This is a genomic window from Synechocystis sp. IPPAS B-1465, from assembly GCF_003015225.1.
GTDB lineage: Bacteria > Cyanobacteriota > Cyanobacteriia > Cyanobacteriales > Microcystaceae > Synechocystis.
Genome location: NZ_CP028094.1, coordinates 1,315,080 through 1,340,509, shown reverse-complemented (window position 1 = coordinate 1,340,509; position 25,430 = coordinate 1,315,080). Strand labels below are relative to the sequence as shown.

The window sequence follows — 25,430 nt, the reverse complement described above, 5'->3', positions numbered from 1 at the left end:
ACAATTTGTACTTTTCAATCACTTTTCAGTTAATTTTCTGAGGAACTTGCTCATCATGAAAAACATTATTATCGCCGGTTTGCTTAGCGGTTTAGCTTGTACTGTCAGCACCATGCCCGCCATGGCCCAAAATCAAAATCTGGATTTACATTGGCAAAGTGGCGATACCAGCGAGCAAATGCTAGCCCAATGGGGCTGGGGCAACAAAAAAGGTGGCCAGGGCCAGTGGATGGAATCCCTTGATTTAACTGATAGTCAAAAACAACAACTGGAAGCCATTCGCCAAAAATATCAAGGCCAAATGCAATCTCTGTCGGAGCAAATGCGTACTAGCCAAAATGAATTACGCACTCTGATGTCTGGCAATGGCAGTGACAGCGAAATCCGCGCCAAACACAACCAGGTGGCTAATTTGAGGCAACAACTGGGGGAACTGCGCTTCAACAGTATGCTGGAAAGCCGTCAAGTATTGACCCCGGAACAACGGCAAAAATTTTCCCAATTAATGCAGGAGCGTCGCAATAGTCGTCAAGGTCGCCGGGGCATGGGCAACCAACAATAAATCAGCGATTATTTGACCAATTGATAACGCCGTTTAAATTCCCGTTGTTGCTGATTGTGGTCCACTATGGGTTCTGGATAATTGACCGATCGCCGTGACCCGGGGGTAAGTTTGCCGGTTAACAAGTCCCCCGTGTCGAACCGGGCCAACTGGGGCAACCACGTGCGGATATATTCCCCCTCTGGGTCAAACTTTTGGGCTTGGGTATGGGGGTTAAAAATCCGTAGGGGTTTGGGGTCCATGCCGCTGGAAGCACTCCACTGCCAGCCTCCATTGTTGGCCGCTAGGTCTCCGTCGTAGAGGGTCTGCATAAAATACAGCTCTCCCCATTGCCAATTAAGAATCAGATCCTTAATCAAAAAACTAGCCACAATCATGCGGCAACGATTGTGCATCCAGCCCGTTTGATTCAACTGAGCCATCGCTGCATCAATGATCGGGTAACCAGTTCTGCCTTCGCACCAGGCTTGGAAATGGTCTTGGTTTTCCTCCCAGGGAAATTCCTGAAACGGCGATCGGTAAGGTCCCTGGGCCAATGCAGGAAAGCTGTAAAGGCAATGTTGGTAAAATTCCCTCCAGGCCAATTCCTGTTGCCAAGTTTCAATGCTAGCCCGGGCTTCCTCACTGCGGCTTTGCTCCCACGCTTCTAGGGTAGTCTGCCACAGGGTTCGTGGGGAAATCACACCAAATTTGAGAGCGGCACTCAGTTGAGAAGTGCCATCTAGGGCTGGGAAATTACGATTTTGCTGATATTCCTCCAACCCATGGGCCACAAACCAGTCCAATCTTTGCTCAGCTGCTTCTTCCCCCGGTGTTAATGGGAGAGGTTGATCCCAGATAAAACCTAAATCCGCTAACTGGGGTATGGCCAGGGGCTCTAAAGGAGCTAATTTTTCCTTTTCTGCTGGAGTTAAACCCTGTAAATCCTTGGGCGTGGGTACCGGACTTGTTTTGGGCAGTTGGGACCAATTTTTCCAAAAGGGAGTGTAAACCGTGTAGGGGCTGCCCGCTTGGGTCAGCACTTCCCCTGGATGGTGCATGAGTTGATCCCATTCCGTGGCGATCGCCAAACCCCTTTCCCGTAGAGCCTGGGCCACTGCTAAATCTCGCTTTTGGGCGTAGGGTTCCGTGTCTAAAGTCCAAGTAACACCGTGGGCACCTAAGGTATTGGCCAATTTGGGCAACAACTGCACCGGATCTGCTTGGAAAACCAACAACTCACTACCGAGGCGCTGGTAATGATCCTGTAAAGATTGTAGGCAACCGAGCAGGTAAGCCACCCGGGCCGGAGCCATATCTTCCGCTTGCAGAATTTTGTTATCCAGACAAAAGACACCGACAATTTTGGCAGTTTTTTGACGGGCCTTGGCCAAAGCTAAATGATCATTAAGGCGTAAATCCCGGCGGTGCCACAGCAAAATTAGGGGATGGTCAGACTGGTCAGACATGGGAAACAAAATCAACTGCCTCCCCATTGTGCCGTTTTCCCTAGCTTGTTACTAGGCAGGGGAGCTCAAATGGTTTTTCCAGAGAATTAGGGCATCCTCCCCATCGGGGTAATAACGTTTTCTGCACCCCGCCAACTGAAACCCAAATTGATGGTAAAGGTCCATGGCAGCCTGATTGGATGCCCTCACTTCCAAAGTAGCCCTTTCCAATTGTCGGTGTTCCGCCGTTGCTAAGAGGTTCTGAAGAAGGATTTTTCCCAATCCCTGCCGGCGATGGGCCTGGGCCACAGCTAACAAAGTGATGTGGGCTTCTTCTAAAATTTGCCAAAATGCCCCCATGGCCACCAAGTTCCCCCTGGCTATTAAACGAATTCCCAACAGAACACTGTGGTCACTGTCCCATTCCCGCTCGTAACCCGCTAACGTCCACATGCCCCCCAAACATTGCTGGTCTAACTGGGCAAACTGGGGCAGTTCTTCCCTGTGGGGCCAAAAAAGATCATATTTGGGGCCAAGAAGCGAAACCATCAAGTTTTTACCTGCTCTTGCAGTTTTAATTCCAATTCTTTCAGTTGTTGCCGTTGGGTTTCCAGCTCAATTTGTCGCTTAGTCAAATCTAGATTTTTAGCGGCCATTTCCTGACGCCAAGCTTCTACCCTCCTCTTTTCCTGTTTTACCAAAGAGGAAAGAGCTTGATCCGAGGAAAAACCATTGGCATTGGGGACAATTTCCAAAATTTCCAGTAGCCAGTCCAGCCCATCCCGAATTTGTTCTACTTGCTGGTCGGCATCGGTTTGAACCAACACCAAAGACCCCTCAGTCCAATGGTCTGGGTTGCCCAGGGGCAGGGTAAAGTTGCTCCTTTGCCAACACTGATGATTCTGGCAACTGGCCAAAACCGTTAGTTGATGACAATTTCCCTGCTGGTCAATGGTAATTTGGGCGAAGTGTAACATTATTTTCCCAGGCTCGGGCCCATAGCCTTATTTTCCACAGTTTAAGCCATTGTTTGCTCAAGCTATGGTGGGGTTTACCGAAATTAAACTCTAGGGGCGCACTAGTTCCTTCTGCACGGTGGAAGTGCTCTGGGGATTGGGGGTATCGGTGATGAGTCGGGCCCCCCGGCCTCTGGTGAAATAATTCCAACCCCATTGCAACATGACAATTAGTTTATTGTCGAATTCAATCAGGTAATAAACGTGGGCCCAAACCCAGATCATCCAAGCCACCAAGCCGGTAAATTGGGCAAAACCAAGGTCAACCACCGCTTTATTCTGACCAATCACCGCTAGACTACCGTAGTCAATGTAGCGAAAAGGAACCATGATTTGTTCTTTTTCCGCTAACCGGGCAGGAATGAGTTTGGATAAATAAGCTGCTTCCTGCATAGCCACGGGGGCCACACCGGGTAGGGGTTGATCACCTTGGTGGGAATAATTAGCCAAATCCCCCAGGACAAATATATTATCAAAACTGGCCACACTCAAATCCGGGTTGACCACTACCCGACCGGCCCGGTCTAACTCGGCCCCAGTGCGATCGCCAATGATTTTACCGAGGCTAGAAGCCCTGACCCCAGCGCCCCAGAGCACCGTTTTTGTCACAATGGTTTCAGTTTGGCCGTTGTTATGCACCGTCACCTGTTCCGGGTTAATGTCAGTCACCATTCTTTCAGTCAACACCGTTACCCCTAGGTCTTCCAAATCCCGTTGGGCCCTGGCCGATAATTGGGGTTTGTAGGGAGGCAGTACTCGATCAACCCCTTCAATGAGCAAAATTTTTGCCTGCCTAGTGTCTATGCGATGAAAATTATCCTTGAGGGAACTATGGGCAATTTCGGCGATCGCCCCTGCCAATTCCACCCCGGTGGGCCCCGCCCCGACAATGACAAAGGTTAACCAAGCCTGTTGTCTTTCTGGATTACTTTCCTTTTCCGCCGCTTCAAAAGCCGCAAAAATTCGTTGGCGTATGGTCAAAGCATCTTCAATGGTTTTTAAACCCGGAGCCAGGGCAGCCCAATGGTCATTGCCAAAGTAATGATGACTAACCCCAGTGGCCACCACCAGCCAGTCGTAGGCAATAGGGGCATGGTCCTCCAACACCACTTTTTGCTTATCGGGGTCGATGTCAATGACCTTATCCATCAACACTCGAATATTTTTTTGTCCCTTTAGTACTCCCCGCAACGGTGAAGCAATATCCGCTGGGGAAAGACTACCCGTGGCCACCTGGTACAACAAAGGTTGGAAAAGATGGAAATTCCGTTTGTCAATCAGGGTAATATCCACCGGCGATCGCCGTAAATTTTTTGCAGTGTAAAGACCGGCAAAGCCGCCCCCGACAATAACCACATGGGGACGACGGGGAGAGGTGGGGGAATTCATAGCAACGGCGAAAATATTACGATTTGTTAATGGTAATCATTTCCTTGGGGATTACCGGTAATGGTTGTTACAAAGATATCGATTATTCTTGGCCAAACCCTGACGTTGGAACGTGTTTGGAAAGTTTTATTCCATCCTCTAAATTAACTCACTAAGGCTCCGGCAATACTGGGGGACTTTCAGTCAGTGTCCCCCCAAATTTGGGGGTCAAGGGGGCTTTTAAACAGGCTCTTAGATTCAGTTTAATGGTCTTACTTTCGGCAATAAAATTATGCTCAATACTCCATTGCAAAGGTTTTTAATCACAGAAAAAAGCAGTTAGCCTTTATCAAGAATATTTCTTGGGGGAATGGGGTTGCCTTGGTAAAAAGATTGTTTAAATTTGCCCAAACCAGCCCAGAGTGCAAAACCTAAGCCAGTCAACACTGTCAAGCCCAATCCCAGAGCGAAATTAGGAGCTAAGCCTAAACTAGCCACTGGCAAGCAAACCAAGCAGATAATGGCGATCGCGAGGCTCCCGGTTTGAATTTTTTCAATGTTAGCAAGGGCATTGCGGCAACTGTGGCAATGTTCAGTGTGGGAATGGTAACGATCCATTAATTGCTCTACCGATTGGCGATCAGGTAACGGACTATCCCCAAAGGGTTTGACTTGATATTGCTCAATCCAACGGTGAAATTCCGCCACAAACAAATCTGCTTTAGTGGGTAAGTAACAATCTTTTTCATAATTGGGCGATCCGCCTTTGCCCTGCACAAATCTTTCTTGGAAATGGAGAAAAATTTGGTCATCTTCCAACACCCGGTTTTGTCCTAAATGGGAATACCAACGGGGCGTGAAACCAATTACTAACCGGGGAAACTTACTAGGAAATTTAAAAGGAAAACGGGCGAATAAACGACACTCCCCTGGGCGAATCGGAGTAGCGTAAACCACCGTTAAAGTTCGACCAAATTGCTTTGAAGTTAAATCATGCCACATCAACCCCGGCGCAATGAAAGTGGTGGTTTGCTTGCCCAACGTACCTTTTCTTGGTCCCTCTTCCCAAATGCCGGTAAATCCCTGACGATCGCCATGGATAATCTCCAAATCCACCGGACTAACGTTACTGCGTTTACCAACGGTTTTATGGTGGGTGTAGGGAATATGGCTCGAATCCAACACATTTTCCATCAGGGTAAAGGCGTCGTAGGGCAAATCCCGAAAAGTATTGAGACAAACCCATTCAGACTGATCCCCATCCAACACATCCACCAAGGGGAGGGCAACTTTTTCTGCTTGATCAGTTTCCCCAGGAAAAGCAAAGAGCAAACCTTGAGCCACTTGGGTTGGCAGGGAACGCACACAGGCCCGTTTACTGGTGTGGGCTTGGCCTCCGGTATGTTGTTGAGGAATCGCTTGACATTGCCCTGATCCCGCAAAAGTCCAACCGTGGTAAGGACATTCCAACTGGCCAGCCTTGTTAATCCTACCTTCCGAAAGGGGGGCCAAACGGTGGGGACATTGATCGGCGTAAACCCGCCATTGTTGACTATTCGCTTCCCACCAGATCACCAAATCTTCTCCCAGCAGGGTAAAACGAGTTGGTTTGCGTTTGTCCAAATCCTCCTCGTAAGCCAGGGGATACCACACGGCCCGACAATCAAATTTGCTTTGGTCTAGTCCCCCTGCTGGAAAGGGAGCGTTGGCAACTGGAGCTTGGGCAGAGGAGGTTAACAAACTGGTCATAGGAAGAATTAGTGGATTCTCAGTCAGGGCACAGCCATAACCATTGGTGAATTATTAAGAATTGTAACGATTATTTCCAGTCTTTGGCTCCATTAAAAAACGACCGCCTCTCGCAAAAAGTTGAGCATGGCGATCGCCGTTATTGGAGTTATTAGTTCAGGAATCCCGAGCCATCGGGCAAGCAGGAATACCGGAATCTGACTAGTATTCTACTCTCGTATTTCCAAGGGTTGGGGGCAAATTGAACTCAAGCAGGGCAAGGAAATTTTTTCCACCATGGGGGTAAAACCGAGCCATTGGTGGGAAAGCTCCGCAAACTGTTGGGGGCAGCCACTGACAGTGAAACGGGTGGCAATGGACATTTCCGAATTCCGCAGTCCCATCACTTCCAATTCCTGACGGGCCGCTTTGACCACATGGCTGGCCGGGTCTACTAGGCGGATATGGGAAGGCAAAATCTGCTGAAAGACGGGGGTTAAATGACGATAGTGGGTACAACCAAATACCAGGGTGTCAATGTCTGCATCCAGAAGGGGTTGTAAATAGCCCTTGGCCACCTCTAGGGTGTAGGGGTCATGGAGGCGGTTTTGCTCAATTAGGGGCACAAATTCTGGGCAGGCCATTTGCCAGACCAATGCATCAGGGGTGATCTCGTGGATGGCATGGCGATAGGCGTTGCTGGCCGCAGTGGCGGGGGTAGAAATAACACCGATGCGCCGACCTTGACGCACTGCCGCCCGGGCCCCGGGGAGAATCACTCCCAAAATTGGCATATTGAATTCCTGTTGCACGGTTTCCAGGGCCAGAGCAGAACTGGTGTTGCAGGCCATGATTACCATTTTCACTTCCTCTGCTGCCATCCAAGTAAGGATTTCCCGGACATATTGGAGGATTACTTGCGGGGATCTTTTGCCGTAAGGTAGCCGTGCCGTATCGCCAAAATAAAGAATTGACTCTTTAGGTAATTGTCGATACAGCTCACGTAGAACGGTTAACCCACCCACACCACTATCAAAAACGCCAATTCGGCTACGCTGGGGCTCACGCATTTTGTATGGAACTATACCTGTTAATTAAGGAAAGATGCTTGTCATTGAAACACGAATAATAGATGAAGTAAATAGGTTTTGGTCACCATATCCTTCATATAAGTCAAGTTTCTCTGAATTTGAATTCTATGGACGAATAAGTCCTACCTTTGTTGCAGATACTCCAAAACTCCCCTGGCGATCGCCTGGGCCATCTGTTGCTGAAAATTGGGATCCGTAAGTTTGTAATTGTCTTCATTGCCGGTGACAAAGCCCATTTCCACTAGGGTGGAGGGCATGCGGGAATTCCGTAGAACGTAGAATCGAGCCTGGCGTACCCGGCGGTCCCGCACATTCAGGGAATTAACCACATTGCGATGGATTGCTTGGGATAGACCTGCATTACCATGGTAATAAATCTCAAAACCATTCACATCGGGACGGCCCATGCCCATGGAGTTGGCGTGAATACTGACAAATAAATCCGCTCCGGCTCGGTTGGCCATGTCGGTACGGCCCTGGAGGCTAATGAAATAATCCCCCGTGCGGGTCATCAACACCCGGACCCCCTGTTGCTCCAAATATCGTTGCAAGTATTGGGAAACAGCCAGGACTACATCTTTTTCTTGCACGCCTCGGATACCTATCGCCCCGGGATCCTTACCTCCATGGCCGGGATCCACCACCACCAAACGGCCTCCCCGAGGAACGGATGGTAAATTACCGGCAGGGGGATTGCTCCACTCCGGGGGAAAACTGGGGGTGGCATTGGCCGGCGGGGGCTGGACAGCAATGGAGATTTGATCCCCGCTATTCCCTCTGGGTGGATTGTTAGCAGGTAAATTTCCCGTAGGACGACTGGCAGTGGTATCGGAGATCAATTCCAGGGCATAAAGACTGCCCCCAGAACGGAACAGACGGCCAAAGCGACGGCCAGTGTTGGGCCGGACCAGAATTAAAACTGAATCGTTCGTTTCCTGACTAATATTAAGCTGATAAAGGGGGCCCCCAGTGGCCAACTCTGGACTTTGGAACTGGGGAGACAGTTGGGCCCGGTCTAAACGAATTTCGTAGTTACCGGTTAAACGATTGAAATTCCCCCTAGCATTAATTTGGCGATCGCCCCGGATGATCAATTGGCTATCATCCCTGGTCACTTCAATGGCAGTGATATTGGCGAGATTGCGGTTGGAAGCCTGACTTACTAGGCGATCATTAGGGCTTCTATTACCAGAAGAACTAGGGGAAGAATTGGAAGTGTTGTTACTGACCGGAACGGCCGCCGATCCAGGCGCTGGGTTAGCCCCCCCAGACCGGCTAATCTGCTTTGGGAGCAGCACTACGCCTCCCCCAACCCGACTATAGTAAGCATTCCAGCCGCCCCCACTGTCCGCCAGGGCCAGGGAAAGGCGGGGATTATTGGGATTATCGGAAAACTTAATTTCTTCAACACCGTATTGTCCCACGGGCAAAGACTGCCCCACCAAACTTTCTGGCAGCACCGCCCCATTGAGCTCAAAGTTAACCGTGGATTGGCGAGCATTGGGTTGGATGCGGATACCACTGTTATCGCCATTTTTATCCAGACGCACAAAAAGTCCGTTGCCAGTGACCTGTAAGTACTGCTGACCGGTGCTGGGGGGGTTAGCGGCACTCAAATTCTGAGTAGGCAGAGAAGATCCGTCGGGATTGGGACCAGGGGCATTATTGTTGCTGGCGGGAGCCAATTCTGGGGTAGGTAATTCCACCACCCATTGAGTCGGGGTAATGCCCCGGACTTTAACCTGTTGGGGATCAACGGTGTAGCCCGCATCCAGTTCAATCACCACCCTGGTGGTAAAACTATCCGGTTCACCGATGCGAATTTCCCTTACCCTTCCCCCTCCAGCTTGCCTGACGGTGGGGCCCCTCAAGGTTGTACCGGGCAAATCCACCACAATGCGGGTGGGATTGGGGATCAGTTGGGCTGTGGGCTGAACCCGGGAATCGGTGTAGAAAGTCAGCCGATTCTGGGACGCATTGAAATTCCAGTTAACTAACTGCCCCGCCATGGCTGGCAGACTGGTTAACAAGACCGACAGAAAGGTAAGAGCAAAACCAGGCAATCTTGACATAGGGACTTCTCAACTCAATAAACCGCTAAACCAACCTGTTGCCTTCCCCCGGATGACCCGTCTAGGGCATGGGGGTGGTAATAGGCCATTCAGCGGATTGTTAGGGGCCGCCGCCAACGGGAACATTAATCAAAACGGTGTGGCGTATAGTCTTGGGAGATAGTAACCGCAATACAGTTCCCAAAGCAAGCAAGCAGAGCCTTTCGGGCCCCGAGCAGCCCTTTCCCCCCAGCCACCATTTCGGCGATCGCCAGGGAAGGCAGGTTTTTTAGACGACGTTTCCCTCAGGAAGGTTCATTTTTGAGCCAATCCCCCAGGGGGCGGGTCAGCCAATTCAAGCCCACAGTCAGTTGATGTTGCCAAGTGGGAAAACGGTAGAGATAGACCAAACGACGAGCCAACAAGGCGGCGGGGCCACTTAATTTAATGCCCAAACCACTCAGCACAGCGCCATCGGTGCCCAGGGCCAACATTTCCCCTAGGGGTTGATAACGACAGGGCAGCAGGGGACGGCCGGTTAAGTTAGCCCAAATGTTCCAGGCACAATAGTCCGTCTGTTGGAAGGCTCCTTGGGCCGTGGTGGGAATTAATTGTCCACTAGCATCCCGACCTTCGGCTCCGTCCCCCAAGGCAAAAATGTTAGTTTTTCCTTCCACCTGTAGTTGGGCATTGGTTCTAAGCTGGCCTTGGTCGTTATGGGGCAGGGCTAAATTACGAATCAAAGGAGAAACGGTGGTGCCCACAGTCCAAAGCACCAAGTCCACTGGAATTACATCTTCCTGCTCTCGGAACTGGAGGGTGACATCGGTGGCGGTGATGGCGGTAACGGTGGTTTCCGTATCCACCCAAATTCCCTTGGCGGAAAGACTGGCCTGGGCCTGTTGACGATTGAACTCCGGGGACATGGCTAAAATTTCTTTGCCCCGCTCAATAATGCGGATGCGGCCCCGTTCCCCTAGGCGATCGCCGAGTTTGGCCGCTAATTCCACCCCGCTGTAGCCCCCACCAACAATAGCAATACGAATTTTCTCTGCGTCGGCTTGTTCCAGTGATTTTAATTTTTGCTTGAGTTTATAGGCATCTTCCAGGGTGCGGAATCCCAAACCATAATCCTTTAGCCCCGGCAGATTTGGCAGGGGAGTTTGGCCCCCCAGGGCAATGACTAACTGATCAAACGCTAAACTTTCGGTGCCCTTGTCCTGGTCATTTAACAACACTTTTTGGTGGTCAAAATCAATGGCGGTCACTTCCGCCTGACGAAAAATTACCCCCGATTCCGCTAAAAGTTCTACAAAAGGAGGGGCAATTTCCCAAGTTTGCATTTCCTCTGTTACCAGTTCGTAGAGGAAAGGGGCAAATAAAAACCGATCCCGTTGGTCGACGAGGACAATTTCCGGTGGGGTATGGCCCTCCCAGGATAGTTGACCGAGGCGTAGAGCGGTGTAAAGTCCGCCAAATCCTCCCCCTAAAATACAAATCCGTGGTCGAGCGTCCGTCATAATCTCTGCCAGTGGTGAGGGCTTGTTACATTTTGTAATCAAATTGCTCCTATTCTAGCCGTTTGAGCATGGCGGCGCGGGCTTGTTGGGCGAGGCAGTCATCCAAGGGAGTTAACTGCACCGAATCCTGATACTTCTTCTCCAACGCCGTGCGGATTAACCAATCAGCTAAAAAGGGATTTTTGGGCAACAGAGGGCCATGGGAGTAAGTGGCGATCGCCTTTTGGTGGAAAGCCCCCTCAAAGCCATCTTCGCCGTTGTTGCCATAGCCGGTTTTAACCTTACCCAGGGGAGAAACGGTTTGGAGATAGGTGCGGCCGCCATGGTTTTCAAAGCCAATGACAATGGGAGTTTCCCCGGTCATAGCCTGTAATTCTTGCCGGAGGGGTTCAGCGGTAATTTCAAACACTACGTTACCAATGCAGCGTTTTGCTTCTGGTCCTGGATGTTTACTGACCATATCCAGCAGTCCCAAACCCTGAATGCGTTGCCCTAAGGCAGGCTCGTAATAATGCCCCAGCAGTTGGGGAGAACCACAGGTGAATACTCCGGGAATGCCATCGTCTAACTGATTTTTCAGCGCCTCTGCTTTGGATCCTTGCAAATCCCGCATGACAATTTCCTGTTGGCGATCCTGGGCCCCGCCCCCCACAATTAAGTCGGCTTGGAGAAACAGTGCCGCCTCGCTGGTCTGTTCCAGGGGCAGAATTTTCACAGGGATATCCCGCCATTGACAACGACGTTGGATGCAAATGACATTGCCCCGATCGCCGTAGGTGCTCATGAGTTTGGGATAAAGCCAGCCGATTGTTAATTCCATACTTTATTTTCATTGGGGAGAGATTAATCCCTGGGAGCAAGACACGGTTCGGATGTAAATCTTGGCACCACTGACTACAATAGTCGAGAAAATCTTCCCATTTTCCCTAGGCATTTTCCATGTTGCCGTTGATTTTACCCGCTCTCCTTTCCCTCTCCCCCGCCGCCCATCCCTTGAATCCTCACCCCAATGCCATGGTTGCTTCCATAAATTACACTGACCTCAGCTTTGAACAGGCCATTGCCCATAGCCAGGCATTATTGCTAGAAATTGCGGCAAATAATCTTACTGACCAGGAAATGACCACGGCGATCGCCAATTTGGTCGCCACTGAAAACGGGGCCCGGGGATTTTTTGTTACTTTTCTCACTGCCCAGAATTTTTCCCTGGCGGATCAACCAAACCCGGCCTTAATGACCGCTCTAGGTTCCTCTCCGGCGATCGTAGGAGAACTTTTGGTAAAAAATCTGGCCATGGCCACCGCCACAGCAATTCTCCACCAAAGAGCGGGGGACGGGGAGGCGGCCCAGGGTTCCCAGCAGGTGGCCCAACGGACTCAGACCTTAATCAACGAGCTATCCCTACCCGGCTTACCAGAAAAATTGACCGAGTTGGAACAGAGTTTAGACGGCCCCGGGCCCTACGAAGCCTTTTTGCAACGGTGGAACTATGACCAAGAGCAGCGGGAAGCCATTCGCCAGGCGATCGCCCAGGTTAAATAGTTACCCCAAAATGGATTGAGGCCGAGGGTTAGGACTACGGCAAGTTATCCGCTCCGGCCCATTTGTCTGATTGGAAAAAAAGGGAAAATTTTTCGTCAGGGGTTGACAATCCCCGGCACAACTGATGTAATGGTAAAAGTCTGAAAAACCTGGGTCTGTAGTTCAATTGGTTAGAGCACCGCCCTGTCACGGCGGAAGTTGCGGGTTCGAGCCCCGTCAGACCCGTTAAAAGAGAGCAATAATCCTTCAACGAGCCCCCCTGAGTCTTTCCACTATTTTGCTTTCGGCTGCCAATCTTTGATATTCCAAGTGGGACGATCCCAGGGAGTTAACGCCACCCCATCCAGGCGATCGCCTACTCCCACCACACTGGCTCGATGCACCACGGGTACCAAAATATAATCATCCACTAACAAATCGTTCATTTGAATGAATAGTTGTTGGCGCTTTTCCGGGTCCAGTTCAGCCACTGCTTTTTGCCAGAGTTGGTCGTATTCGGCACTACAGTAACGCCCATAATTGTCCCCACTCCATTGATTCTCGGCGGTGGGAATGGCCCCACAGGTGAAGGTTTGCATATATTTGCTCGGATCCGGGTTAGTGTTGCCCGTGGTGAACATAGACAAATCCCCCTGAAATCGTTCCAAAGTATCGGGGTTGGCCGGATCACCGGAAAAGAACACACTGGGGTCAATGCTTTTCAGTTCTACCCCCACGCCGATCGCCTGGAGAGTTTGTTTAATTACCTGTTGGGTCTTTTGCCGCAGGGGATTAACGCTGGTTTGGAATACCATTTGCAACTCAATGCCATCCTTGTCCCGAATACCGTTGCCGTTGCTGTCCTTCCAACCCGCTTGGTCGAGTAATTGCTGGGCTTCGGTGGGATTAAATTGGAAACTCGTATTTTGGGAAGCATACTGCTGGGGTAAAACCAGAACGTTGGCCGTGGGCTGTCCGGTGACACCATAGAGTTGCTTGGCAATTAAATCCCGGTCAATGCCTAGAGTTATAGCTTTCCTCACCAAGGGATCCTGCAAAAAGGGATGGGGAAACTTCACCGAGGAGCGATCGCCATTGGTGCGCGCAGGATCGGGATCGCTGAGATTAAATATTACCCGTTCACTCAAACTGCCTAAATCTGCCACAATTTCCCCTTTGCCGCCTTGGGCCAAGGACTGGAGGATATTGTCCTCCACCTGTAAATTGAGGGCAAAATCCGCATCCCCAGTTTGCAGTACGGCCCGGGCCGCGGAGGTAGCATCTCCCCCACCCTTAATTTCCACCTGTTGGAAACCGATATTTTTCCGGTCTCGATAATGGGGATTAACTTCATACAACACCACATCCCCTGGTTTAAAACTGGTGACCCGATAGGGCCCAGTACCGATGGGCAACAGATTTGCCGGTGCCTGCCGCGCCTTTTCCCCGACAAAATCTTTATAAATGTGCTGGGGCAAAATCATCCCTTCACTGCCCACAAAGGGTAAAAACCAAGCTGGGTTGGGTTCCTTAAAGGTTATTTTGACTGTATTTTTGTCCAACGCTTCCACCTTGGCGATCGCCTCATAGGTACCAGTGCTGGTGGCCCCAGTTTTGGGATCACTGAGGAATTTGTAAGTGAACGCCACATCCTCCGCCGAGAAGGGTTGCCCATCAGACCAGAGCACATCAGGCTTTAACTTCCAGGTGACGGACAAACCATCCGCCGCCACGCCGCCATTTTCTACGCTGGGAATTTCCGCCGCCAAAAACGGGACTAGGTTGCCTTCTTGGTCAAAACTTGCCAGGGGTTCCAGGGCAATACGACTAGCTTCCGCATCCTTAAAGCCCGTAGCCAAATGGGGATTTAAAATCGTGGGAGCCTGCCAAGAGAGAATTTTCAGGGTTTCTTGACCATTCTGCTGAGAGTTACCATTGCCGACATTGGGGCTACCACAGGCAAACAATAATAAGGGCAACAGCCCCCCAATTAGTTTTTGGCAAGAACGAGACTTAACGGTGGCGGGAAGATTTAGCAACACAGGCAACAGGGATAATCAAGGCTTAATTTCGCTAGATTGTCCCCTGATTAGAGTCTGTTTGCAAAGTTTTGGCCTTTGATCTCCGTCATTCCGGTTCAGCTCCGGTAACTTTTCTCCCCTAACGATCTTGGTAGCCCATGCCATTGGCCTCCGCATAGCGCTCCATGAAACGGATAAAGCGTTCCCAATGATCATTTTTAACTAGGTCAAAACTGCACTGGGCACCCCGCAGTTCATCCCCTTCGTCTCCACCAAAAATAAATTTTACTGACGATGGTTCAATTTCCATCGCCCCCTCTTCGTCAGCAAGACGTAAATGGCCGTTAAACCTTTGGGTAAAACTCTGAAACTTTTCGATCGCCTGGAGACGTTCAAAGGTCATCACCACAGTGCGAGCGCCGGTAGTAGAATTGCGGCGGAGGCTGACATTGCTGAGTTCTTCGGGGAGATCAGCAAAAAATTCGATGGTGGGAGTGAGGGTCATCATGATTCACACCGGAATGGGATTTCTTTGATCCTAACAACTTTTACTAGAGCCGGTCAGGACAGTTTAACTACTACCGGAGGGGTGGAAGGTCTGTGATCCCCGGTCGGAGTTTACCCAAGGAGCGGAGGGGTTTGCGCTGTGGCCCATGTCTCCGTTGGGCTTGGACAAATAGTTCATTGCCAACCTTGCCCGATCGCCAAGGAAGCCATAAATTGAAGGGGTCTTAATCTTGACCAATTACCGGAATTTTCTCATGGGTGCGCTATTGGCTGTGTTGCTATCGGGGATGGTTTGGTTTGCTGCCCTACCAGGCTTTGAACAAATCTTTGCCGGCTCCCCACCGGAAAACTTAGGGATCACAAGTGGACAATTAGCCCCCTGTCCCGACATGCCCAATTGTGTGAACAGTCAAATTAGTGCTGATTCTATCCACGCCATTGAGCCCCTCCATTACCAAGGAGATTTGGCCAATGCCCGTAATTTGTTAACGGAAATTTTGGGGGTAGTGCCCGGGACTACCATTGTGCAATCCCAAGATAATTACATTCGGGCAGAAGTCCGCAGTCGTTTGATGGGTTTTGTCGATGACCTCGAATTTTATTTCCCTGGCGATCGCCCTGTGATTGAAGTCCGTTCCGCATCCCGGTTGGGGGAATCGGATTTGGGGGTTAACCGCCGCCGTTTAGAACAAATCCGTTTGGCCCTAGCAGATCTAGAACAAGGCAATTAGAACATTGTTCAAAAACTAATCGCCGCAGTTTTCACAGACCCCATGGACGGTAATTTCATAACGTTCCGCCTTGAGTCCCACCCTGAGTTTGCCTAGGTCCACCGCTGGTAACTCCTCCCAATCCACATCCTCTATCGCCCCGCAATGACGACAACAAAAATGATGGTGGGGCTCCACATTGGCATCGTAGCGACAGACCCCTTCTTCCAATAGAACTTCCCGGATTAATCCCACAGATTGCAAAGCCTTGAGGGAACTGTACACCGTGGCCTGGGAAGACGTGGGGGCAGCTTGATTAAGGTCAAACAATAACTGTTCTGCGCTGGGATGATCCCGACGTTGGAGTAGATTGGCATAGACCCCATAGCGCTGGGGAGTAACCCGCAGCCCCCGCTCCTTCAGCGTTTGAATAATTTCTTCTCTGTTTAAGGGCATACTGTTCCTCCTAACATCGGTGCGGCAACATTCGCTGATTTTTGATGGGTAAGTCCCTCTGGGCAAACCTCAGGAACCATGGGTCCTGGCCAGCACACCAATGATAATGATCCGCACTGTTTGGCTATAGTCTATCTAGCTTAACATTTTCTAGAAGGACTATTAGATAGAATAATTATAAAAAAAATATTAATTTTTAAGCTTGACTTATTTCTATCTCAGAACTATTCTGAGAAAAGAGGGCAAGCATTGATGAAAAATGCTCCATCCCCTCAGAAAAATTTAGTCGTTTAGATAGCCAGAGGTAACCATGACCCCCGAACGAGTTCCCAGTGTAGTGTTCAAAACCCGTGTCCGTGACGAATCTGTACCTGGTCCCAATCCCTACCGTTGGGAAGACAAAACCACTGAACAAATCTTTGGTGGCAAAAAGGTTGTGCTTTTCTCCCTACCCGGTGCCTTCACCCCCACCTGTTCTTCTAACCACTTGCCCCGCTACGAGCAGTTGTTTGAAGAATTCCAAGCCTTGGGAGTAGATGACATCATCTGTCTATCTGTGAACGATGCCTTTGTTATGTTCCAATGGGGCAAACAAATTGGTGCCGACAAAGTGAAATTACTACCCGATGGTAACGGCGAATTCACCCGCAAAATGGGTATGTTGGTGGAAAAATCCAACCTCGGTTTCGGGATGCGTTCCTGGCGCTATTCCATGTTTGTCAACGATGGCAAAATCGAAAAAATGTTTATTGAGCCTGAGTTCGGTGACAACTGTCCCGTAGATCCCTTCGAGTGTTCCGACGCTGACACCATGTTGGCCTACCTCAAAGGTGCTGAAGCGCCCGGGGTTTCTGAGCCCGTTAAAGCTTTTGTCGGCTAAGTCTGTCAGAGCATTTCAATGTGATTACTTGACTGAAACCTAACGAATCAAAACAAGGCAGTGTTATTCCCTCAGAATGGCACTGTTTTTTTGCTCAAATTTTCCTCTGTTAAACCCCAATCACCTCCAACTTCTAGCCCCGCGGTGTCCGTTTCCCCTTGCACTATCAGGCCGTGACCCACAGATCCCAATTGCAAATACAAATAGCCCCTAGTGGTATCTCGGCAGTTGAGTTGTAAGCCCTGGGCGGTGGGAGTGTGGACTAAACTGCCTTTTTTATCTGTTTTTCCGGACAACTTGACCCAATACCTATCATTGCTGGCTTTTAATTGCCAACGGCCCCAGGGAGCTACTTGCCAAGTGACTGTGCCATGGCCCGGGCCAAATTCGTAAAAATTACCTTGGTGATGTAAGCCAATTAAAGCTACCTCTTCGGGGCGACCAAGAACAATCCGTTCCCCGCCAGCGGCAGTGACGCTCAGTCCTGGATGGTCAGGAAAATAATTTGCTTGGAGCCAAAACCAGCGGGAGGGAAAGGAGTGACCCCAATTTTTTTCGGCATAAACTAGGGCGTGGTCAAATTCATACTGTTCCCTCTGCCATTTCAGCCAGCCGTGCGCTCTACCTTGGGCTAAAAGAATTTGCCAACCGGGATCAAACAAGGGTAAAAAGGAAAGCCAACCCGCTGTAGCCCGAGGAAATCGGTTAGGACTCCCCCAAGTTACTTCCGGTTCTACGGTGAACTGCCAACGACAATGGCGATCGCCATGAATGATTTGTCCTTGGTGCTGATTTTGATGGATTTGATAACCTTCCTTGACCGTGGCAAAAAATTCTTCGGAGAGTAGGGGTTTCGCCTGCCTGTTATCCCTACATTTTCCCCAATGCCCTAGGGCAAACTGGCGAGGACTGGCCCAAAATTTTTTTACCGAGGGAAATGTCCGCCAAACAAGTTGGTCTTCCTGATTTTCTTGTTTTTTCGTAGCCGGCCCTAAAATTTGCACAGCACCGCCGCCGTAATGATGATCGCTAGCAGGATTTTCGATGGAGTACATAAAAGCAAAACTTTCCCCGGATTGGGGCAAAAGCAGGCGCACGTACCAACCTTCAAAGAAAGGTGATTGACCTTGCCAATGGTAACCACTGTGGGGCGGAAATTTCATGGAGATTGAGAGAATTTATGATGCTAATTGAAGAAGATACTAAATAGTTCTAAAAACCCTAAAAAATAGTATTAGAAAAATTAGGTAACCACAGAGCCAAGGGATACAGCAAGTACTCTAAGAAAAATAGCTTCCAAATAAACTGATAAAAACTAGCAATTTCGGTTTTGCTTTCTAAGTGTACATCTCGACTCCGCCACCAGAGTAAGGCTAATAAGCACAAATGGGAAACAATCAAGAAAGCAGTATTTAAAGGCATAGCCGCCCATAAGCCCCAGATTGCCATGGCTAAATAACAACCAGTGAGTAAAATTAAGGTTCCCCGAAAAACGTTTTGTTTGCCGATTTGCAAAGTTAAAGTTTGAATCTTAAATTGCCGATCGCCTTCCATATCTGGCACATCTTTAAAAATGGCGATCGCCACGGTGAAAACTAAGATAAATAAAGTCAAAACCCAGATGGGGGTTATTAAAGTGGGGGGATAACCTAAACCAATTCTAAAAAATAAAAATAAGCCCAAGTTAACCACAATTCCCCGCACCGTCAGAATACACAGGGCCGCCAGCAGGGAAAAGCGCTTTAACCTCACTGGCGGCACCGAATAGGCCGTGCCAATAATCAAACTAATGCCCACCGTTAGCCCCAGCCATAGCCCTAATCCCCAGGCGATCGCCAAGGAAGCAACGCCACAAAGTCCCACAATCCAACGGCCCTGGGCGATAGAAAAATCTCCGTTAGCTAGGGGCAAATTCGGCTTATTGATGCGGTCAATGTCCACATCCCACAATTGGTTGAGGCCGACAATGTACACATTACCCAACAGGCAGGCCAGCCAAGCGCCGAACACTAAATCCAGGGAAGCAGGGGAGTTAACTGAGTTTCCATCCCCGAGAATAGTTAACAGATACACAGCCCAGACGCTCAGAGTTGTACCAATGATGGTATGGGGGCGGGAGAAGCGCCAAAAAGCTTGGATAGTTGCCATGGCAATAATTTTGAGAAATGAAATCTCTTTGCAGTGTACCTAAACCCACCAAGGCCGGACCATTTTCCTGCCCTAATCCAGAGCAAAGGCAAAGTCCATTGCCCATCGACCCACATTTGGCTCGGTAACCTAGAATTGGAGAGCCTTATTCCATCACATTTCCATGTCCACCCCCGCCATCATTGCCCAGGACCTAAATTTTCAATGGTCTGCCGATCGCCCCGGTTTGCAAAACTGTAGTCTGGCGGTGCCCCAAGGTCAGTTTTGGATGCTGTTGGGCACCAATGGTAGTGGAAAATCTACCCTATTAAGGTTATTGGCGGGACTCCTCACCCCCCAATCCGGTCTGGTGAAACTGGCCGAACCCATGGGCTTTGTTTTCCAAAATCCTGACCATCAATTAGTTATGCCCACCGTCGGGGCCGATATTGCCTTTGGTTTAGTCAAGGAAAAACTTTCTCCCCAGGAAGTACAAGTCCGGGTAGGAGAAGCCCTGCAAGCGGTTAACCTAGCTGAGATGGCCCGCCGTCCCATCTATGCCCTCAGTGGCGGCCAAAAACAACGCATTGCCATTGCCGGGGCGATCGCCAGACACTGTTCCGTGCTTTTATTGGATGAGCCCACTGCCTTGCTGGACCGAGATAGTCAACAGGAATTGGTATTGCAAGTACAAAAATTAGTCAAACAAAGGGGCATCACCGCCCTGTGGGTAACCCATCGCTTAGACGAGCTAGACTATTGTGATGGAGCCTTTCTGTTGGAGGAAGGCAAAATTGTGGCGCAGGGAGATCCCAAACCCCTCAAGCAAAGAATGATGAACAAGACCGCAGTTTAACCCCACCTATCCGTGAACCAAATTTCTCCCCTCCGTATTTTTTTGTTGGACGACCACCCCTACAGTCGCATCGCCAGCGCCGACCTTTTGCGTTTGAACAATTACCAAATTATTGAAGGGGAGACCACCAAAGGATTCAGTTGTGGCCAAGTGGTGGAACAGGTGGAAAAAGTTGATCCGGACTTAGTGTTGATGGACGTCAATTTGGCCCACCAAAATGGCATTGAATTGTGTCAGGCAATCAAACATAGCCCCGTCGGGCAATATATTCCCATCATTCTCACCAATGCCATGGACGACCCCCAATGCCGTCTCCGTAGTCGGGCCAGTGGGGCCGATGCCTATTTGCTCAAACCCTTGGAGCGGGTGGAACTGCTCAATCAGGTGGATTTACTGATCCAGAAAAAGAAATTAGCCGAATCCGTAGCCCAAATTGAACAGGTTTTATTTCGCTTAGCGGCGGTGATTGAAGAACGCTACGCTGTTGGGGAGGCTAGCATCACCTGTAGTCAACTAATAGAGGGTTTTGGCGAATTTATCGGTCTAGAACAGGGGCAAATTGATGACCTTGTTTTTGCGGCTCGGCTACACGATTTGGGACTGATCCAAGTGCCCGATGAAATTATGCTCAAGCAAGGGCCCCTCAACTCCACAGAATTGGACTGCGTGAGGGACCATGTCCATGTGGCGGCTACCATTTTTGAACCCCTGGCTGGGCGTAGGGCTGTGGGGGAAATTATGCGCTATCACCATGAACGCTGGGATGGCAGTGGCTACCCTGATGCTCTCCGGGGTAAGGAAATTCCCCTGCTAGCTCAGGTTTTTCAAATCATTGATATTTTCACTGCCCTAACCAGTAACCGTCGCTATAAGGAAGCGGTGAATACGGCCCAGGCTTTGGAAATTTTACAAGGAGAAGCCCGACGGGGTTGGCGTAATCCAGAAATGGTGGAAAAGTTTGTCAATTTTATTAACAAAAATTCCATAGAAGAGAGTTTGGCCCAAAAGTTGAATTAGTATGCTCTAGGACTGGGTGAAAAGTAGTCATGGTTACCCATCCAAATCATTCGCTGCCCCCTGGGCATTAACCCATGGAAAGTATGGAAAATACGGCTAATTTAGATTGGATTTTAGGGGCGATCGCCTTGGGAATTTTAGTGGCAGGCTTAGTGATGTTGCTCAATGGTGTCAAAGACTTGGGAAAATAGGCACAATTCTAGGGGGTTCTCGACAAAAAAAGCCAGCAACGGGGTCTTAATCTAAACTGTGAGGTAGCCTCCGCCCATATTGCTTTTCCCAGGGTATTTCCTATGCAAGTCCAATTTCAAATTTTGCGCCAAAAACCGCAACAGTCTCCCTACCTAGAAAAATTTGATCTAGAAGTGGAGCCCGGTGCCACCATTTTGGAGTGTTTAAATCAGATTAAATGGGAACAGGACGGCAGTTTAAACTTCCGCAAAAATTGTCGCAATACCATCTGTGGCAGTTGCAGTATGCGGGTTAATGGGCGATCGGCCTTGGCTTGTAAGGAAAATGTGGGCAGTGAAACCAGATTATTTACCCAGGTTAACGAAGCAGGCATTCCTGTGGTGACGGTGGCTCCCCTCGGTAATTTGCCCGTCATCAAAGATCTAATTGTGGATATGCAACCCTTCTGGGACGACTTGGAACGGGTGGAGCCCTACGTTAGTACCCAGGGGCGCAAGGTGCCGGAACGGGAATTTCTCCAAACCCCAGCGGAAAGGGAAAAACTCAACCAAATGGGCAATTGCATTCTCTGTGGAGCTTGCTATTCCGAGTGCAACGCTAAATCTGTTAATCCCGATTTTGTCGGCCCCCATGCCCTGGCCAAAGCCCAAAGATTATTAACCGACTCCCGGGATGGAGCCACAGCCGATCGCCTCGAAAGCTACAACAATGCTACAGCCGGGGCCTGGGGCTGTACCCGTTGTTACCTCTGTAACGAAGTCTGCCCCATGGAAGTGGCCCCCATGGACCAGATTGGGAAAATTAAGTCTGCCCTTCTGGCCCAGAAAACAGCCCAGGACAGTCGCCCGGTGCGCCACCGCAAAGTTATGGTGGATTTGGTTAAAGCCGGTGGTTGGGTGGATGAGCGTAAGTTCGGTATTTACGTAGTGGGTAATTTCTTCCGGGATCTCAAAGGTATTGCTAGTATTTTGCCCCTGGGCCTGCGGATGATTAGCAGTGGCAAATTTCCCCTGGGCTTTGAACCTTCCGCCGGTACTGAGGAAGTGCGGAGCTTAATCGAACAGGTGCAAGAAGCGGAAAAACTTGCCAATTTCTGAGATCTTCGGCGATAACAGTAACATTTTTCGGGGTAGTCTCAATTTTGCTTTTTCGCCCTCAATCACAGCGGCGATCGCCTTCTGCTGGCCGAAAATGAGGAACCGTCGGAAGAAATGTAAAATTTTGTATCTTTTTTAGTATGATTGCCCTGAATGTTATGACTGGGTTTAAAATAGTCCTAGAGTCCTAAATACATTCCTATAGGAGATATTACATGGAACCTCTCACCCGAGCCCAAAAAGAACTTTTTGACTGGTTAGTTAGTTACATTGACGAAACCCAGCACGCCCCCTCCATCCGCCAAATGATGCGGGCCATGAATTTGCGTTCTCCGGCCCCCATTCAAAGTCGATTGGAACGGTTACGCAATAAGGGTTACGTTGATTGGACTGACGGCAAAGCCCGCACCCTGAGAATTCTCCACCAAAAACCAAAAGGAGTTTCCGTCATTGGCGAACTCAAAGGCGGTGAACTGGTGGAAGCGGACGCAGAGGAAGTGGAAAAGATTGACTTTGCCCCCCTGATGAAGAAATCATCGGTTTTTGCCCTCAGGGTCATGAGCAATGACCTCGTGGACGATTTTATTGTCGAAGGTGATATGCTGATTCTCCGTTCTGTGACTGGAGAAGAGGAAATCGAAGATGGGGAATTGGTCGCCGCCAGTATTAAGGGGGGCAAGATTGCTATCAAACGCTATTACCAAGATGGCACTAAGGTCGTACTCAAAGCCTCCAACAACAAAGGCCCTGGCCAAGAATTGAAAGCCAGCGATGTTGAAATCCAGGGGATTTTAATGGGGGTTTGGCGCAATTTCCAGGGAGTTTAGCCCGGCATTACCGGGAACAGCTCAAAAACCACACTGGTAAAACTTTTTACTTCTATCCCTAGGCTGGCGATCGCCTTTCGCTGGCCTGTTTTTATGGCTATCTAGGGTGGTCACCGGGGCATTCGTCCTAGGCGTTTTGTTTCAAAACCCCATCCCCCAAGAAAAAAGGGAGGAAAAGCAGAAAATTCGATTGAAAAAACAACCGTGAAATTACGGACAATTCTAGAAATTTTTGTGAGCCCAAGGGATTAACTGGACTGAATGCGACTGAGAAATGCCCGTAGGCGATCGCTCTTGGGATTGCGAAAAACTTCGTTGGGGTCGCCCTCTTCTTCAATGATTCCTTGGTTAAAGAAAAAGACCCGATTGGATACTTCCCGGGCAAACTGCATCTCATGGGTCACCACCGCCATGGTCATGCCTTCTTCGGCCAACTGTTTCATCACATTCAGCACTTCCCCCACTAATTCCGGGTCTAGGGCGCTGGTGGGTTCATCGAATAAAAGAATTTCCGGCTTCATGCACAGCCCCCTGGCGATCGCCACCCGTTGCTTTTGGCCGCCGGAGAGTTGGTCTGGGTAGTTATCAGCTTTAGTGCCCAAACCCACTTTATCCAGGTAGGTTAAAGCCCGGTCCTTAGCTTCCGCCATGGGAATGCGTAACACCTTACGGGGGGCCAGCAAGAGATTTTGCAAAACCGTCAGATGGGGAAACAGATTGAAATGCTGGAAAACCATGCCCACCCGCACCCGCAACTGCCGCAGATGTTTCTGGTCAATTTTAGCCCCGGATAAGTCCACCCCCGCCACTTCGAGACGGCCACCGCTGATGGGTTCAAGGCGATTCAGGCAACGCAAAAAAGTGCTCTTGCCGCAACCGGAAGGGCCAATGATAGAAATCACATCTTTGGGGTAAATTTCCCCCGTTACTCCCCGCAAAACCTGGAGGGCGCCAAAGTTTTTTTGCAACTGGTCAAAGGAAATTAACGGAGCAGTGGGGGAAGTCATGGCCGACTAAGGTTAAGAACAGATTAAGCAAAGGGCGCTTGTTGCTCCATTCTGCCATTATCCTGCCTGGGATAACTGTAAAATTGCCAACACGATCGCCATGGACTCATCGTAGAGGGCATCCCGGCCCCAGCGTTGCAATTGTCGTCCCAGTAACTGTTCCGTATTTTGATCATCCAGGGCGGTGACCTGTTGCACCCGGTAATTTTGCGCTCCCCCCCCAGCTTCCATGCGCATACAACCAACAGTGCCGGAGCACAGTACGGTGCCGCATTGGGCTTGGGTATTGGTGGAGCCCAGTTTAAGGCTAATTAAATCCCCCAGCACCTGCCCTGTATCAGCCAAGGGTAAACCGGCCAGCTCCGCTTCAATGGGCCGTTGATTGGGAGCACAGAATTGGATTTTGTGAATTTCGTACACCCCTGGCTGATAGCTATAACTAACGGGGGTCCACTGCAAACGACTGGCTACCCAGCCCAAATACATCAATGCTTGGGCATGGTTACCCTTTTCATAATCAATGGAAATTTGGTCAATTTCCCCCACTGCAGAACGACGCTCCGGCGGGTCAAAGGCTTCAGCGGTCAATTCCTGCCACGGGGCCAAGCGACTCCAATTTAAATCGGCTATCGCCTCTGGCTTATTAACCAATTGAGCCAACTGGAGCAAATCCTGTTCGGGATTGTTAAAAATGCTGGAATCCACAATGATCATGTCCGCATGGGACAACAACCGTTGAAACAGCCCATATTCCGCTTCGGGACTTGCTTTCCACCACACATATTTGGGCAGGGTCGGTAGCATCAACTCCGTAATCACACCACCAATCCGCTCCAGCGCATCGGAAGTTCCCCGTAGGGTGATGTATTCACAACAAATGAGGGTATTTTGGTGGGTCTTTTGGATCGGGCAGTAGGCGGAAAGCTGGGCCTGTACCCCCTGGTCATCCTCCGCTGTGGGGCAAAGGGTAATAATGCGGCAGGGGTTAGAGGCGGCAATGGTGTCGGCAATGCCACTCCCTTCTAAGTCCGGGGAATAGGGTTTAGTGATTCGTTCAGCGGTGCTGAGTAAATTTCCTTCCCGGTGGGCCGTTTCAAAGGCAGTTTGTAATGCTTGTTTAAACTCTGGGCTAGATAGTCCGGTAGCGGTAACGCCCAAAGCTTTTTGAGCTGATTTAATGGCGGCGGTCATGCGGGGGCCGGTAATGCCATCAATGGGGCCAGTGTAGTAGCCTAGGGCGGCCAGGAGGGACTGCACTCTGTCCGGTTCATAGACCAAAAAACTGAAGGTGGTGGCCCTAGTAGCGATTAAACCCTCCTCCTTTTGGGCACTGGTTTGCCAAATTTGGGCTAATTCAGATTCGATCGCCTCGAGGGAAACGTCCTTGGGGGCTTGGAGGGAAACGAGGGGAGGGGCTTGGGTGGTACTCATGCAATGGCTCCAATGGAA

24 protein-coding genes and 1 tRNA gene are annotated in these 25,430 nt (G+C 49.9%); 9 read left to right on the top strand and 16 right to left on the bottom strand.

Going from position 1 to position 25,430, the window contains the following annotated elements:
• The first annotated feature begins 55 nt into the window (after positions 1–55).
• Entirely contained in the window at positions 56–562 is a 507-nt protein-coding gene (locus C7I86_RS06315) for a Spy/CpxP family protein refolding chaperone (RefSeq protein WP_020861687.1), read from the top strand.
• A gap of 8 nt (positions 563–570) precedes the next feature.
• Here the strand turns inward: C7I86_RS06315 and C7I86_RS06310 are convergent, their stop codons facing one another.
• The 9 genes from C7I86_RS06310 to C7I86_RS06270 form a co-directional block, all read right to left on the bottom strand.
• Positions 571–2,037 carry a deoxyribodipyrimidine photo-lyase, 8-HDF type gene (locus C7I86_RS06310; protein ID WP_010872420.1) on the bottom strand — a complete coding sequence of 489 codons (1,467 nt, stop codon included), beginning with the start codon at positions 2,035–2,037 and terminating at the stop codon, positions 571–573.
• Positions 2,038–2,061: 24 nt separating this feature from the next.
• Positions 2,062–2,538 carry a ribosomal protein S18-alanine N-acetyltransferase gene (gene rimI, locus C7I86_RS06305; protein ID WP_010872419.1) on the bottom strand — a complete coding sequence of 159 codons (477 nt, stop codon included), beginning with the start codon at positions 2,536–2,538 and terminating at the stop codon, positions 2,062–2,064.
• A complete protein-coding gene (locus C7I86_RS06300) occupies positions 2,538–2,966 on the bottom strand; it encodes a hypothetical protein (protein ID WP_010872418.1) in 429 nt (142 codons plus the stop codon). Before C7I86_RS06300 ends, rimI begins: the two co-directional genes overlap by 1 nt.
• A 90-nt stretch (positions 2,967–3,056) precedes the next feature.
• The gene (locus C7I86_RS06295; RefSeq protein WP_010872417.1) at positions 3,057–4,394 is read right to left on the bottom strand and encodes an NAD(P)/FAD-dependent oxidoreductase; all 1,338 of its coding nucleotides are present in this window, start codon (positions 4,392–4,394) and stop codon (positions 3,057–3,059) included.
• Between the two features lie 318 nt (positions 4,395–4,712).
• Positions 4,713–6,122, bottom strand: coding sequence for a Rieske 2Fe-2S domain-containing protein (locus tag C7I86_RS06290; RefSeq protein ID WP_010872416.1), 1,410 nt, complete (start codon positions 6,120–6,122; stop codon positions 4,713–4,715).
• A 209-nt stretch (positions 6,123–6,331) separates the two neighbouring features.
• Positions 6,332–7,171 carry a glutamate racemase gene (gene murI / locus C7I86_RS06285; protein ID WP_010872415.1) on the bottom strand — a complete coding sequence of 280 codons (840 nt, stop codon included), beginning with the start codon at positions 7,169–7,171 and terminating at the stop codon, positions 6,332–6,334.
• A 143-nt stretch (positions 7,172–7,314) separates the two neighbouring features.
• A complete protein-coding gene (locus C7I86_RS06280) occupies positions 7,315–9,264 on the bottom strand; it encodes an N-acetylmuramoyl-L-alanine amidase (protein ID WP_010872414.1) in 1,950 nt (649 codons plus the stop codon).
• A gap of 284 nt (positions 9,265–9,548) precedes the next feature.
• Entirely contained in the window at positions 9,549–10,763 is a 1,215-nt protein-coding gene (locus C7I86_RS06275) for an NAD(P)/FAD-dependent oxidoreductase (RefSeq protein WP_010872413.1), read from the bottom strand.
• Between the two features lie 49 nt (positions 10,764–10,812).
• Positions 10,813–11,583, bottom strand: coding sequence for a type 1 glutamine amidotransferase (locus C7I86_RS06270; RefSeq protein WP_010872412.1), 771 nt, complete (start codon positions 11,581–11,583; stop codon positions 10,813–10,815).
• Positions 11,584–11,702: 119 nt separating this feature from the next.
• On the opposite strand from C7I86_RS06270, the gene C7I86_RS06265 reads away from it, so the two are divergent.
• Together C7I86_RS06265 and C7I86_RS06260 are read left to right on the top strand one after the other, a co-directional pair.
• Positions 11,703–12,305, top strand: a complete 603-nt coding sequence (locus C7I86_RS06265) for a hypothetical protein (protein WP_010872411.1) — start codon at positions 11,703–11,705, stop codon at positions 12,303–12,305.
• Positions 12,306–12,456: 151 nt separating this feature from the next.
• Positions 12,457–12,530: transfer RNA gene (locus C7I86_RS06260), tRNA-Asp, on the top strand.
• Between the two features lie 47 nt (positions 12,531–12,577).
• Here C7I86_RS06260 and C7I86_RS06255 read toward each other — a convergent pair.
• Complete coding sequence (locus tag C7I86_RS06255) at positions 12,578–14,326, bottom strand: peptide ABC transporter substrate-binding protein (protein WP_010872410.1); 1,749 nt, start codon at positions 14,324–14,326, stop codon at positions 12,578–12,580.
• Positions 14,327–14,444: 118 nt separating this feature from the next.
• The gene (gene psb28 / locus C7I86_RS06250) at positions 14,445–14,813 is read right to left on the bottom strand and encodes a photosystem II reaction center protein Psb28 (RefSeq protein WP_010872409.1); all 369 of its coding nucleotides are present in this window, start codon (positions 14,811–14,813) and stop codon (positions 14,445–14,447) included.
• A 253-nt stretch (positions 14,814–15,066) separates the two neighbouring features.
• Here psb28 and C7I86_RS06245 point away from each other — a divergent pair, with 253 nt between their 5' ends.
• Entirely contained in the window at positions 15,067–15,543 is a 477-nt protein-coding gene (locus tag C7I86_RS06245) for a DUF1499 domain-containing protein (protein ID WP_010872408.1), read from the top strand.
• Positions 15,544–15,558: 15 nt separating this feature from the next.
• Here C7I86_RS06245 and C7I86_RS06240 read toward each other — a convergent pair whose 3' ends face one another.
• Positions 15,559–15,978, bottom strand: a complete 420-nt coding sequence (locus tag C7I86_RS06240; protein WP_010872407.1) for a Fur family transcriptional regulator — start codon at positions 15,976–15,978, stop codon at positions 15,559–15,561.
• A 310-nt stretch (positions 15,979–16,288) separates the two neighbouring features.
• Between C7I86_RS06240 and C7I86_RS06235 the strand changes: the two genes are divergently transcribed.
• Positions 16,289–16,858 carry a peroxiredoxin gene (locus C7I86_RS06235; protein WP_010872406.1) on the top strand — a complete coding sequence of 190 codons (570 nt, stop codon included), beginning with the start codon at positions 16,289–16,291 and terminating at the stop codon, positions 16,856–16,858.
• 71 nt (positions 16,859–16,929) lie between these two features.
• Here the strand turns inward: C7I86_RS06235 and C7I86_RS06230 are convergent, their stop codons facing one another.
• Positions 16,930–18,021 (bottom strand): tocopherol cyclase family protein, encoded by a 1,092-nt coding sequence (locus C7I86_RS06230; protein ID WP_010872405.1) that lies wholly within the window; start codon positions 18,019–18,021, stop codon positions 16,930–16,932.
• Between the two features lie 58 nt (positions 18,022–18,079).
• Positions 18,080–19,006 (bottom strand): homogentisate phytyltransferase, encoded by a 927-nt coding sequence (locus C7I86_RS06225; protein ID WP_010872404.1) that lies wholly within the window; start codon positions 19,004–19,006, stop codon positions 18,080–18,082.
• 163 nt (positions 19,007–19,169) lie between these two features.
• Here C7I86_RS06225 and C7I86_RS06220 point away from each other — a divergent pair, with 163 nt between their 5' ends.
• The 4 genes from C7I86_RS06220 to lexA all read left to right on the top strand — a co-directional run bounded on the left by C7I86_RS06220 (position 19,170) and on the right by lexA (position 22,974).
• Positions 19,170–19,841, top strand: coding sequence for an energy-coupling factor ABC transporter ATP-binding protein (locus C7I86_RS06220; protein WP_010872403.1), 672 nt, complete (start codon positions 19,170–19,172; stop codon positions 19,839–19,841).
• Between the two features lie 12 nt (positions 19,842–19,853).
• A complete protein-coding gene (locus tag C7I86_RS06215) occupies positions 19,854–20,858 on the top strand; it encodes a two-component system response regulator (protein ID WP_010872402.1) in 1,005 nt (334 codons plus the stop codon).
• Positions 20,859–21,151: 293 nt separating this feature from the next.
• Positions 21,152–22,147, top strand: coding sequence for a succinate dehydrogenase/fumarate reductase iron-sulfur subunit (locus tag C7I86_RS06205; RefSeq protein WP_010872401.1), 996 nt, complete (start codon positions 21,152–21,154; stop codon positions 22,145–22,147).
• A gap of 215 nt (positions 22,148–22,362) precedes the next feature.
• On the top strand, positions 22,363–22,974 hold the full coding sequence (gene lexA / locus C7I86_RS06200; protein WP_010872400.1) for a transcriptional repressor LexA: 612 nt from the start codon (positions 22,363–22,365) through the stop codon (positions 22,972–22,974).
• Positions 22,975–23,222: 248 nt separating this feature from the next.
• On the opposite strand, the gene C7I86_RS06195 is transcribed toward lexA, so the two are convergent.
• Entirely contained in the window at positions 23,223–23,981 is a 759-nt protein-coding gene (locus tag C7I86_RS06195) for an amino acid ABC transporter ATP-binding protein (RefSeq protein ID WP_010872399.1), read from the bottom strand.
• A 57-nt stretch (positions 23,982–24,038) separates the two neighbouring features.
• Positions 24,039–25,412, bottom strand: a complete 1,374-nt coding sequence (gene opcA, locus C7I86_RS06190; RefSeq protein WP_014407098.1) for a glucose-6-phosphate dehydrogenase assembly protein OpcA — start codon at positions 25,410–25,412, stop codon at positions 24,039–24,041.
• Between the last annotated feature and the right edge of the window lie 18 nt (positions 25,413–25,430).